At 46.1% G+C, this 14,089-nt stretch carries 4 protein-coding genes; all 4 read left to right on the forward strand.

Annotated features, from left to right (window positions below; genetic code table 11):
* Positions 1 to 220 precede the first annotated feature (220 nt).
* The 4 genes from P5683_RS00585 to P5683_RS00600 all read left to right on the forward strand — a co-directional run bounded on the left by P5683_RS00585 (position 221) and on the right by P5683_RS00600 (position 14,055).
* The gene (locus tag P5683_RS00585; RefSeq protein WP_315638553.1) at positions 221 to 5,071 is read left to right on the forward strand and encodes an Eco57I restriction-modification methylase domain-containing protein; all 4,851 of its coding nucleotides are present in this window, start codon (positions 221 to 223) and stop codon (positions 5,069 to 5,071) included.
* Between the two features lie 18 nt (positions 5,072 to 5,089).
* A complete protein-coding gene (locus P5683_RS00590; RefSeq protein ID WP_035759013.1) occupies positions 5,090 to 5,437 on the forward strand; it encodes a hypothetical protein in 348 nt (115 codons plus the stop codon).
* A gap of 157 nt (positions 5,438 to 5,594) precedes the next feature.
* Positions 5,595 to 11,933 (forward strand): DEAD/DEAH box helicase, encoded by a 6,339-nt coding sequence (locus P5683_RS00595; RefSeq protein WP_315641720.1) that lies wholly within the window; start codon positions 5,595 to 5,597, stop codon positions 11,931 to 11,933.
* Positions 11,896 to 14,055, forward strand: a complete 2,160-nt coding sequence (locus P5683_RS00600) for a UvrD-helicase domain-containing protein (protein WP_006668285.1) — start codon at positions 11,896 to 11,898, stop codon at positions 14,053 to 14,055. Before P5683_RS00595 ends, P5683_RS00600 begins: the two co-directional genes overlap by 38 nt.
* Positions 14,056 to 14,089 lie beyond the last annotated feature (34 nt).

Raw genomic sequence — 14,089 nt, forward strand, 5'->3', positions numbered from 1 at the left:
GGTTTCTTGTTGGAGAGGTCTAGAAACCCGGTTTCTTCGAGAAACCGGGTTTCTTTGTGGAGAGGTCTAGAAACCCGGTTTCTTTGAGAAACCGGGTTTCTTGGTGGAGAGGTCTAGAAACCCGGTTTCTTTGAGAAACCGGGTTTCTTGTTGGTCGTGAGTAGTGTAAAATGAAAATTTACAGGGTTTCTTTGACTATAAGCCGGGGTTATCGAATATTATGTTAATCGGAATTGCTAACGAAAATGAATTTTATGCCGCCTATTATTTGGATGCAATTTTAACCGAAGACCTAAAGACGATCGCCTCCGAGGTGGGGACCAATCAAGAGCCGCCGTCCCAGGCTTTGGGGAGGCTGCGGGGAGATTATTTTCGCCTCAAAACTCGCACCCAAACTATTAATATAGATAAAACTGAAATTCTCGGTCAGCAACGGCAGTTTTTTCGGCAGGTTTTGGAGGTTTTGGGGTATCAGTGGGAACCGGGGTTAAAGTGGTTGGATAATGATACCTTGCTCCCGATTTTGGCGGAAGTTAGACAGAGTTCTGGAATGCCAAATTTGTGGGTTTTGGAAGGGTTTAATCCTACCGGAGAACCTCTCGATATTCTCTCCCTGGAATTTGACCCTATTCAAGGTCAAGATTTCCCGGAATTTCGGGTCGATCGCTCTCCAGAAAACTGGCTAAATTCTACCCTGGAAGATATCGTAACTGATGTGGTTTTTGGTCAAAATGAACCCCCCCGCTGGGTGCTATTAATTAGTGTAGACCAGATAGCTTTAATTGACCGTTATAAATGGAATGCTTCCCGGTTGTTAAGGTTTGATTTAGAGCAGATTTTAGCCGATCGCGATCGCCATTCTTTGTTCGCTACCGCTACCCTGTTACACCGCGATCGCATTTGTCCAGCCGAAGGAATGGCGTTGTTAGATACCCTTGATGAAAATAGTCACCGCCATACTTATAGCGTTTCCGAAGACTTGAAATTTGCCTTACGGGAGGCGATCGAACTTTTGGGAAACGAGTTTATTTATTATCGGCGGACAGTCGGTAAAAAGGGGGTTTATTCCACCCAGGAACAAACCCAAAAGGGAGAACAGGAAATTGACCCCAACCTGTTAAAAATCCAGTGTTTGCGGTGGGTTTATCGACTGCTATTTATCTTTTATATTGAAGCGCGACCCGAGTTAGGTTATGCTCCCATGGGTTCTGATGTTTATCGGGAGGGATATAGTTTAGAAACCCTGCGAGACTTGGAACAGGTGGAGTTACTTTCTTCCGAGGACTCGGAAGGCTATTATATAGATACCTCTATTCGTCGTTTATTTAAATTGTTGTGGTTTGGATATCCTGAAGAAGACCATAAACAAGCCGAACTTTTGCAGAAGAAAACAGCCATTTATAATACCTTCCGTTTACCCGCCTTAAAAAGTCATCTGTTTGACCCCGAATATACCTCCATGTTAAACGGAGTCAGGTTTCGCAATTCCGTCCTACAGAAAGTCTTGGAATTGATGTCTTTGTCGCGGTCAGGACAAGGACGACGGGGACGCATTAGCTACGCGCAATTGGGGGTTAACCAGTTAGGGGAAGTTTACGAGGGTTTATTGAGTTTATCGGCTTTTTTCGCCGAGGAAAACCTCTACGAAGTTCAACCCGCCGCCAAAAAAACCTCTACCAAGACAGACACCGAAGACGAGGACGAAGACCAACCCACAGTTAAACCCAAAGCGGCGAAAGGTTCCCAACCACGCAGTGAATTAGAGGTGGCTTATTTTGTTCCCGCTGACCGTTTGGAGGAGTTAAAAACGGAGGAGTTGGTGACAGACCCCCAGACCGGAAAAACTCCCCGCAAACATGAGAAAGGGAAATTTTTGTTTCGGTTAGCGGGAAGAGACCGCCAAAAAAGTGCCAGTTATTACACTCCCCAAACCTTAACCAAATGTTTGGTCAAATATGCTCTCCAAGAACTTTTAGCGGACAAGACCGCTGACGATATTTTAAAGTTAACCGTCTGCGAACCAGCTATGGGAAGTGCGGCTTTTTTGAATGAAGCTATAACTCAATTAGCCGAGGCTTATTTACAGCGAAAAGAGGAGGAACTTAATCAACGGATACCCCATGAAAACATCACCTTAGAGAAGCAGAAAGTCAAAATGCTGCTGGCTGACCGCAATGTATTTGGCATTGATAAAAACCCCATAGCCATGGAATTAGCCGAGGTTTCCCTGTGGTTAAATTGTATCTATGGGGAAAAAGACAGCGACCAAATATTCGTCCCCTGGTTTGGCTTGCAATTGCATTGTGGTAACTCCCTGGTGGGTGCGAGACGACAAATATACCCCCGCCAAAAGGTGAGTCAAGGCAAAAAAAACCTCTCCTGGTGGGAAATGCCGCCGTCACGGATACCCCTGGGAGAAACCTTCCCCGCAGACGGTATTTTTCACTTTTTGTTAGGGGACCCAGGTATGGCTAATTATACGGATAAAGTGATTAAAAAACTCACCCCCGAAGCCATAAAACAGATTAACCAATGGCAGAAAGAATTTATCAAAACTCCCCTAAATGCCGACCAAGCGGACTATGGAACATACCTATCAACTCGCATTGATGAACTGTGGCATACTTACGCGAAGGAATTAGCCATAATTCGCCAACGGACTACGGACAGCTTGACGGTGTGGGGACAACCGGAACAGGAGAAACGGGAAGTTCCCCTAGCACAAAAAGATAAAATCTACGAACAGGAGAAACTCTCGCGGGGGGTGAGTAATTCATCGGCTTATCGGCGGCTAAAGTTGGTGATGGACTATTGGTGCAGTTTATGGTTTTGGTCGCTAGAGGAGGCGGAAAACTTACCGAGTCGGGAGGAGTTTTTCAGCGACATAGGGATGATTTTAGGGGTGACGGAAATGGTACCCTCCCAACAGTTATCTTTATTCCCGGAAACTCAAACACCCCAGCAAGCGGAGGATTTTATTAAGAAATTTGGTTTTGTGGACTTGGAGAAGTTCAAGGGTTTTTCGCCTCGGTTGCAGTTGGTGGAAACTTTGGCGGAAACTTATAAGTTTTTCCATTGGGAGTTGGAATTTGCGGATATTTTCCTAGAGAGAGGCGGGTTTGATTTAATGATTGGTAACCCTCCCTGGGTGAAGATAGAATGGCAAGAAGGGGATATATTGGGGGACTATGACCCGTTGACGGTGATTAGAAAGTTATCGGCGAGTGAGTTGGCGAAACGGCGGGAAGATTTATTTAGTAAATACCCAAAGTTACAAGCGGCATATCTTCAGGAGTATGAAGAGTCACACGGAACCCAGAATTTCCTCAACGCGGTGCAAAATTATCATTTATTACAGGGTCAGAAAGCCAACTTATTTAAGTGTTTCCTTCCCCAAGCCTGGAATTTTGGCAAGTCTGGCGGGGTGTCGGGTTTCTTACACCCAGAAGGGGTTTATGATGACCCCAAAGGCGGAACTTTGCGCCGGGAATTATATCGGCACTTAATAGGACATTTTCAGTTTCAAAATGAATTTAAACTTTTTTCTGATATTGGAAATCGAGTTAAATTTAGCATCAACATTTATCAAAATCCATCTAGCCACAACACAAAAAATATTCGCTTTGTCAATATTGCTAATGTTTTTAGTCCTAATACCATTTTTGAATGTTTTGAGTCTCCGGTAATTGGTTTGATTCCAGGGATTAAAAATGATAACGGCAAATGGGAAACCAAAGGTCATCCTAGCCGAATTATTAGCGTTAATTCCGAGACCTTACAGCTATTTGCGAGATTATATGATGCGGAAGGAACCCCCGCCGAGGAAGCGCGACTACCAACTTTACATTCGCAAAACTTAGTCAGTGTATTAGAAAAGTTTGCCACCCAAGAACAGCGACTGGGTAATTTACAAGGTGAAGTTTATGCAACTCAGCATTGGAATGAAACTAATGCTCAACAAGATAAGACAATTCGCCGAGATACTCAGTTTGCGAAGTCTCCCCAAGACCTGATTTTATCAGGACCCCATTTCTTTGTCGGAACACCATTATTTCAAACTCCGAAAAAAGTTTGTAATACTCACCGCGCTTATGATATTATTGATTTAACGGCAATTCCCGACGACTATCTACCGCGCACTAACTACGTCCCGGACTGTTCCCCTGCTGAATACCGTCGTCGCACTCCCTGCGTTCCCTGGGATGACCAAAAACCCGTCACTGAGTTTTATCGGGTAGTTAGCCGGGAAATGCTTAGTCAATCAGGAGAAAGAACCTTTATTTCTGTTATGATGCCTCCAGGTATTGCTCATGTTCATACCTGTATAGGAACAAGTTTTCAAGAGACAATCAAAGCCGTTGACTTTCTGGCTATGGGAATGAGCCTTACCATTGATTTCTTTGTGAAAACAACTGGAATGGGTCATGCAAATCAAAATATTTTAAAACTTCTGCCTTTAATTCCAGAAAACTTTACACTTAAACCAGCTTTACGAGTTCGCACTCTAGCGTTAAATTGCCTAACAGTGTATTATGGTGAATTATGGGAAGAATGCTGGGAGGAAGGATACGGTGAAGAGAGATGGACAAAAGGGGAAGACCGGCGACTGAATCAAAACTTTTTCCGTCATTTAACCCCAGAATGGCAAAGAAATAACGCCTTGCGGAGTGACTACGAACGTCGTCAAGCGTTAGTAGAAATAGACGTATTAGCAGCCATGTCGTTAGGGTTAACCCTAGAGGAACTCATCACGTTATACAGGGTACAATTCCCGGTGATGCAGCAATATGAAAAGGAAACCTATTATGATATGAATGGTAGAATAGTGTTCACGAGCAGCAAAGGGTTAACGGGGGTAGGTTTACCGCGCAAAGGGAACGCGAAAAAGGAAATCATCGGTTGGGAAGACATCAAAGACCTGGAAAGTGGTATCATAGAAGTAACGGTTACCGACGACACGCTCCCCCAGGGTCCAACGACTCGGAAAATCGCCTACGAAGCGCCTTTTATATTATGCGATCGTATTGAGGACTACCGCACGGCGTGGAAACAATTAACAATTAATAATTGATTTAGAGGAGATTCGATTATGGACACCATAACACACTATCGGCAAATTGTCAAAGACCCTTTATTCCAGCAGCCTATAAACCGGGTTTCTTTGAGAAACGGGGTTTCTTTATCCCTCCACCAGCCACCCCGGAAACCTCCTTTCTTACTCCAGCAGCCTATAAACCGGGTTTCTTTGAGAAACGGGGTTTCTTTATCCCTCCACCAGCCACCCCGGAAACCTCCTTTCTTACTCCAGCAGCCTATAAACCGGGTTTCTTTGAGAAACCGGGTTTCTTTTTCGTCCTTGGAGAAACGGGGTTTCTTATCCCCCCAGGAGCCGATAAACCCGGTTTCTTCCCCCCAATTGTTAATTATTGGTTATTAATTAAGACCACCCGGAAACCGGGTTTCTTTTTCGAGAAGCCGAGAAACCGGGTTTCTTTGAGAAACCGGGTTTCTTATCCTCGAGAAGCCGAGAAACCGGGTTTCTTATCCCCCAATTGTTAATTGTTAATTATTAATTATTAATTAAGAGAAGAGAGATGTTTCCTTCAGTTGTAGCTGCCCAAATTAGGAACTGTGTTTCTGACTATTTGATAACCACCTTTCGACCGACAACGCCAGGGTTTAATGGGTTGATTGAACGATTCCTGAAAACGGCTAATAACCTCTATCGCGGACCTTATGTTTCGGTGGGTTTACCGTTTCGACAGGGTACAATTGGCGGGGACTATTTCCCGGAAATTCCCCTGGGTTTTATCCCGTTTTTGCACCAAGAACGCGCTTTTAATCGCCTCAGTCCCCCTAACTATCAGTCAACTATAATCGCCACGGGGACGGGTTCGGGGAAAACGGAATGTTTCTTAATTCCCCTCCTAGAACATTGTCGCCAACAGGGGAATAAACCGGGGATAAAAGCGATTTTAATTTATCCTATGAACGCTTTAGCGACGGACCAAAGTAAACGTATCGCCCAAATAATTGAGCAAACTCCCTCGCTAAAAGGTCAGGTTACGGCTGGGTTATATGTAGGGGAAAAAGACGAAAAACCTACGCGGGTGATGACCCCAGAAAAGGTGATTACTGATAAAGAGATGTTGCGAAAGTCTCCCCCAGATATCCTGCTGACTAACTATAAAATGTTGGACTATCTGCTAATTCGACCAGACCTTCAAGCTTTATGGACAAATAATGAACCGGAAACTTTGCGCTATTTGGTAGTTGATGAATTCCATACTTTTGATGGCGCACAGGGGACGGACTTGGCTTGTTTGTTGCGTCGCCTAAAACACCGCCTCCAAACTCCCCCAGGACATTTGGCTTGTGTGGGAACTTCGGCGACTTTGGGGAACAAAAGTGATAAAACGGAAATCTTAGCCTATAGTAAAACTATCTTTAAAGAAGAGTTTGAGGCGGCGGCTTTAATTGAAGAAGACCGCCTAAGTGATGGGGAATTTTTGGGGAATGCTTTATTAAACGTCCTCCCCCTACCGAGGTTAGAGGACTGGGAAAAACTGCAACCGGACAACTACACCGACCCGGAAAACTATCTACAAACTCAAGCGCAACTTTGGTTAAACCCGACTACAGAAACGGATACTTTTATTAATAAACCCATAGACGACCAGTGGCGGGTAGAATTAGGGAAGGAACTAAAAAGCCTCCCAATTATCCATAATTTAATCAGGGTTTTAAAGGAAAAATCCTGCACCTACGAGGAAATTCTCGATCGCATTGGTAGCCGTCTCCACTTCCCGGTCAAACAACACCCAGAATATTGCTATCTTCTCCTGGATAGCATTTTCGCCTTAATTAGCGCGGCACGTTGCCAAATTGACAACCCCAATGGTACAATAATCATAGCCCCTTGGGTGACATTACGGGTACAGGTCTGGTTTCGGGAACTCAAGCGTATGGTGGCTTCTGTGGAGTCGCAGCCGGAACTTGCTTTCTCGGACGACCTCACCCCAGAGTTACGCCAAAATCAGAAAACCTTACCGGTCATGCACTGTCGCGACTGTGGGGCGACGGGTTGGGGTGGTGTGCGCCATTCCACGATTAATAATAAACTTATCCCCAACGACCTGCGTGGCTTCTATCAAGCGTTTTTCAGCCAGAAGCCGTTAGTGTCCTTCCTGTTTCCCTGCGACGAGTCTCACGAGGAAACTCAACTCCTCTGTCGTCACTGTCTCACGGTTAACCCAACTTCGGTGGAATTCTGTAAGGGTTGTCATAAGGAAAACAACGCGGATAATTTAATCCCGGTGTTAGTCCCGGAGGTGACGCAAACAGTAACCCGAAACGGACAGGAACAGTTAATATCTAACCATGACTGCCCTTTCTGTGGCAACTCGAACGGCTTATCAATTTTGGGCGCACAAGCAGCCAGCCTGACGAGCGCTAGTATTGGCATCTTGTACACGACACCGTTCAATCAGGACAAGAAACTACTCACCTTTTCGGACTCGGTACAAGATGCTGCTCACAGGGCTGGATTTTACAACGCCCGCACCTATCGTAGCACATTACGCACGTCAATTTTCCAATTAGTGCGAGAATCTCAACATCCCCTGACTTTGCAGGAATTATGCGATCGCTTTGCGGACTATTGGCGGGAAAAAATCCCCATCCCAGAAAATTATATCGCGACTTTCCTACCGACAGACCTGCAATGGTTGCGGGAGTGGGACGACTTCCTAAATGGCGATCGGTCTAAATTAGACCCCCACACGGCTTTACCGGACTTACTGGAGTTAGTCGAAAAGCGCCTGGTGTGGGAAATTGTGACGCAATTCGGACACCGAGGGGCGATCGGTCCGTCTTTGGAACGCAGCGGGGTCGCTAGTGTCAGCTTTAACCCCCAATTCCTGACGGCTGCGACTAAGACGCTACACCAAAAGCTGAGTAATGAAATAGAAGCGCTGCGGACAGTGAGTGAGGACCGGGTAAGGGAGTTAATCGTGGGTTTATTGCATCATCTCCGCCACCGGGGAGGGATTGTGCAACCTGTCACCCAAGGCAATTATATCAGCAGTGGCGGCGAAACATATCTTTTGTCTAAATTAGTTTATATGCCAGGGGTGGGTCCTTCTGTCCCCGCGCCGAAATTTCTGGTAAATGCGGCGGCGAAAACTAAGCAGTTTGAAAGGGTGATCTCTGGGAAAAACAGAGACAGTTGGTGCGAAGATTGGACTATGCGAGTATTTGCTCCCCACACGCTGCTACTGAAGGAACAACTGATTGATATATTACACTTCACCCTAGAGACTTTGGTGGGGGCGAAGTTGCTAGAGTCTCATTTTTGCGGTCAAGGTCGCGCTTGGGGTATCCCCATGGCTGCGATTATAATTAACCCAGGGGGAAAGGTTCTTACTTGCGATCGCTGTTATCATCAAATCACCCATTCTCGGACTTCTTCCCACTTACCGGACACTTGTCGCAGCTTAGGCTGTCAGGGACATTACCACGAAGACGACCAACGCCCCGGTTTAGTCTACTATCGCCAAATGTATCAACAGGGAGAAGTTCGTCGCATTGTGGCGGCGGAACATACGGGACTTTTAAGCCGCACTACCCGCGAACGTTTAGAACACCGTTTTATCCAGAGCGATCGCTATTGTGATCCTAACTTAATTTCGGCGACTTCGACGTTAGAAATGGGGATTAATATTGGCGACCTCTCCAGTGTTTTCCTGTGTTCTCTCCCCCCCAACGTTGCCAACTACCAGCAGCGAATTGGTCGCGCGGGACGACGAGACGGTAATGCGTTAGTGGGAGTAATTGCCAACGCCAAACCTCACGATTTATTCTTCTACAGCGACCCCGCCCAAATGCTAGAAGGGGGGATAGAGGCTTCGGGATGCTATCTAAACGCGGCGGCGATTTTAGAGAGACAACTGACGGCGTTTTGCCTAGATAATTGGGTGGCAAGTGGGTTAGACTCGGAAGGATTCTCTCCCCAACTTAATGATATCCTAAACCATCTGCAAAATCAAGCCCAAAATCGATTTCCTTACAATTGGCTAAGGTTCATTGACAGCCAGCAAGGGGAATTACTGAGGGAATTTATAGATTTATTCGCGGATACCATTACGCCAGAAACTCAAGCCCAAATTGAGGAGTTCATGCACCAGGGACAAGGGGAAATCGGCGGACTAGGCTGGCGCATTTTGAACCGCCTAGAAGGCATGAAAAAAGAACGACATCGTTTTAGTAATGCGATCGTCAACCTCACCAAAAAAATCAAAGCCCAAAAAGGGGAACCCACCCACCTGCAAGACCCGGACAAGCTGGCAGAAATGGAACAAGAAAAAGAGGGACTCCGGGAAATTATCCGAGATATCAACAACAAAAATATCTTTAACTTTCTGACGGACGAGGGACTGCTCCCCAACTATGCTTTCCCGGAAGCGGGAGTAACTTTACGGTCAATGGTTTTGCGGAAACTGCGGCCAAAACAAGGGGCGAATGGTAAGCGTTATGAGGTGCTAACCATGACCTATGAACGCCCCAGCCAGGTGGCGATTAGAGAATTAGTACCCAGCGGGGTTTTCTATGCGGAAGGAAGACGAGTAAAGGTTGACCAAATAGACCTCAAATTATCGGAGCCGCAAGAGTGGCGAATTTGTCGAAGTTGTAGTTATGCAACGGAGAGTTTTCAACCAGAAGCCCATCAAAAAACCTGCCCGCGATGTAATGATACCCTATGGAGTGATAAAGGCAGGTTGCGTACTATGCTGCGGTTACGGCAAGTTATGGCAACTACTGCCGACCAGACAAGTCGCCTAACTGATGATAGTGAAGACCGCAAAATCGAATTTTTCGAGAAACAGTTATTAGTGGATTTTTTGCCGGAATTCCGCGAACAAACTTTTTTGATTAATCACCCAGAGTTTCCCTTTGGGTTCGAGTATATTTCCCGCACGAAGTTCCGCGAAATCAACCTAGGCGAGTCTTTGTCCACGGGGGAAACGGTGGAAATTGCGGGTAAAAAATTTACGACAAAAGGGTTTACAGTTTGCCGCAGTTGTGGTAAAGTAATAGATAGGAATAAGGACCACGCCCAAAATCACGCGATTAGCTGTCAGTGGCGGGACAAACCCGACCAGGTAAAAACTATCGAGGTGCTGTATCTTTACCGGGAATTTGAATCAGAATCAATCCGGTTTTTAATGCCGGATGAAAGTTTCTGGACTCCGGAAGGTTTGCACTCGTTTATTGCAGCGCTCCAATTAGGCTTAAAAGAGAAGTTTCGGGGGAAAGTAGACCACCTCCGCACGACCATTAGCGAAGAACCGCAACCGGAAAGCAACCTCCGCAAATCGTTTTTATATCTGTTCGATAGCATACCGGGAGGGACGGGATATCTGCGGCAATTAATTCGCCAGCCGCAGGAATTACAAGAGGTATTTCTGCAAGCCTTGGAAAAGATGAGAACCTGTAGTTGCAAAGAAAGGCATCAAGACGGGTGCTATCAATGTATTTTTGCTTATCGGAATAGTTTTTATAAAGACTATACCAGCCGGAAAAAGGCGGAGAGTTTACTGGGAAAATTACTGAATCATTGGAGTGAATTAAAAGACCATTCGGAAGGTTTATCAGCGATTCGAGTTAATAGCAATTTAGAGAGTGAACTAGAGAGGAACTTTATCAAGGCGCTATCAATGCGAACTGATTTAGTGCTGAAACCAGAGATTATTGATGGTAAAACAGCCTATTTTATCAAACTAAAAAATAGTGCTTGGATTGTGGAAACTCAAGTAACGCTGGACGAAAAAGATGGTGTAACCATTCCCTGTCGGGCGGATTTTATCATGCGTCCGGCTTCGAGTCGGGTGGAGAGTTTACCAGTGGTGGTATTTACAGACGGTTGGGAATATCATCGCGATCGCATTAAGGAAGACTTCCAACAACGTCAGGCGATCGTCCGTAGTGGTCGATTTTGGTGTTGGTCGTTAACGTGGGATGATGTGATGAAACAGGTTAACCGCAGCCACCGCACCACAAACCCGCCGCCGGACAGTTTCCGTCAGGACTTAAATAACGATAAATTCCGGAAATGCGGGGGCTCATTTTATAAGCGATATGACTGCGAGGGAATGCAACTCCTGGAAAGCCAGGATAGTTTTGCATGGCTAATGAGTTATTTAGACCAACCCCAGGCGCAAAATTGGCAAAGGTGGGCGTTATTGCGAACTCTAGCCCAAGGGAGTCCCGCCAATAATAAGTCACCAGAATTTCTAGGGAGGATGGAAACTCGCCTATCTCCAGAAGCGATCGCCCTTTGGGAAGTTCCGCCCACATACGTCATTGGGGAGGTATGTATTTCGGAGTCATTACAGATTTTTACGCTAGTAGACCTGAAGCGTAACCACGAAAAAAACGCGACAGGTAGCCTCGTCTGCTTAGAGTTAGACGACCAACAGGAAGACCCCGGAAGTTGGCGGGAAGCATTGCGATCGCTGAATTTATACCAATTCCTCCCCCATTTTTACGCCATTACGACCAACGCCGCCCCAGAGATATCCCTAGCTACTCCAGGGTCTATAGTCCAGTCTCCCCTAGAAAACACTGACCCCCGTTGGGAGGAGTTAAGGGAATTAGTGATCGAAGAAAGTCTTTTTCCCGCCATTGATCGCATGAGTCAGGAAAACTGGCCCCTCCCCCAAGCGGGATATGAACTATTAAGCGATCGTGGTAGCGTCAAAGCGATCGGGGAACTCGCCTGGGAGGAGACCCAAATCGTGGTCACCCTCACCCCCGAAGACAACGAAGCCTTTATCGCCGCCGGTTGGCGGTCTTATCTAGTCGAAGACTTCTTAAAAAAATTAACAATTAATAATTATGAACTTAGATCATGGGATTCGCCTAGCCATTGCTGATGACTTTTTTAGTAGTCACAATCAATTGCCACGCAAAATCCAAAACAAAGTATCTGAATTTATCAATCGCTTTCGCCAAAGCCCTACCCGGTCGGGGTTAAATTATGAATCGATTAAAGGGAGTCGAGACAAACGACTAAAATCTGTGCGGGTGGATTTAGATTATCGGGCGATCGTACTGAAACCGGAAACGGGGAATACCTATCTATTGCTATGGGTTGATCAACATGACGATGCTTATCAATGGGCGCGGCGAAAAGTCTGCCAAATTAACCAGGTTTCTGGGTCGGTGCAAATTATCGATGTTGAACAAGTAGAAGCGACTACGGAAAAACTCAAGCAAAGTCACCAGCAACCAGAAGCCCAACCTAAACGCTTTGATGCGATCGCCGATCGGGATTTAATGCGTTTGGGGGTTCCTGAAATTTTACTCCCAGCAGTGCGGGAAATTGTGAGCGATCGCGATGTGGAAGAACTTTTGCCCCATCTCCCCAAGGAAGCCAGCGACGGGATTTTTATGTTAGCTGCTGGCTATCCCCTCCCGGATATTTTCCAACAATTGGAAAGACCAGAACCCAAAGATAATATCGACCCGGATAACCTGGAAGCAGCCCTAGACAATGAGGACAGCCGTTCTCGGTTTATGGTAGTCACCGATGACACAGAATTAGAGGAAATGTTAGCAGCCCCCCTGGAAAAATGGCGGGTTTTCCTTCATCCTACCCAACGGAAATTAGTTGAAAGAGACTGGAATGGGGCGGTGAGGGTACTCGGTGGGGCGGGGACTGGTAAAACTGTGGTGGCGATGCACCGGGCAAAATGGTTGGCAGAAAATCGCTTGACGAAAACGAGCGATCGCCTTTTGTTTACGACGTTTACCCGAAATTTAGCGATCGATATTGAAAACAACCTGAAAACCATTTGCACCCCGGAAGTAATGAAACGCATTCGGGTAATTAACCTAGACTCTTGGGTGACAAGTTTTCTCAAAGAGGAGGGCATCGAAAACCGGATCGTGTACAATAACGAAACGGATGACCTCTGGCAACAAGCCTATACTTTAGCGCCGCCAGAATTAGGATTTCCCCTAAGTTTTTATCGGGAAGAATGGCAGGAAGTGCTACAACAAAACCGCTGCCAAACTCTCAGAGATTATCTAGGTTCCCGTCGCATTGGTCGGGGAACCCGTTTGAGTCGTCAACAGCGACAAGGAATATGGCTGGTTTTTGAGGAGTATCGCAACCTGCTACGAGAAGCGGGATACCGCGAGGCTAATGACGCGATGTATGATGCTATTTCGATTATTCGCGCCAAAGGTCGAGAAATTCTCCCCTATAAAGCGGTAATTGTGGATGAAGCCCAGGATATGAGTAAAGGGGCATTTGAGTTAATTAGGGCGATCGCGGGTCCCCCAACAGCCAATGATATATTCTTGGTCGGAGATGCCCACCAACGCATCTATGGGCAAACTGTCATCCTCAGCCACTGCCATATTGATATTCGCGGACGGTCTAAGAAGTTGCGCCTCAATTATCGCACTACGGACGAAACTCGCAAATGGGCGACAGCGGTTCTGGAAAATTTGGCGATCGATGATTTAGATGGCGGCGTAGATTCTTTACAAGACTACCGTTCAATCATGCACGGCGATGCCCCCATTGTCAAGGGGTTCAAGACTTTTGAGCAGGAAATTTCCTATTTACAAGAGTTATTAACAACCTTGCAAAATCAGGGGAATACTGGCGATCGCAATTCATCGCGAGTTTGCATGGTGTTTCGCACACAATCTCTCATGGAACAGTACGAGTCAGCGTTAGGCAATTATCCAATCAAGATGCAACGAATTAAACGAAATCAACCGGACAATCTCTTAGATGAAGGCATCCGCATCGGCACAATGCACCGAGTAAAAGGTTTACAATTTGATTGGATTGTGCTACCGGGATTAAATGATGATATTTTACCCCTAAAAACCGGTTTAAACGACTGTCCAGACGATGTTTCCAAAGACCGCTTTATCACAGCAGAGCGCTGTTTATTGCACGTCGCCGCCACCCGCGCCAAGCAGCAAGTCCTGATTAGCTATTATGGGAAACCCAGCCCATTTATGGAAAAAAAATAAACCCGATTTCTTAAAAAAAAATAAACCCGGTTTC

Source organism: Limnospira sp. PMC 1279.21, assembly GCF_032349615.1.
GTDB lineage: Bacteria > Cyanobacteriota > Cyanobacteriia > Cyanobacteriales > Microcoleaceae > Limnospira > Limnospira fusiformis.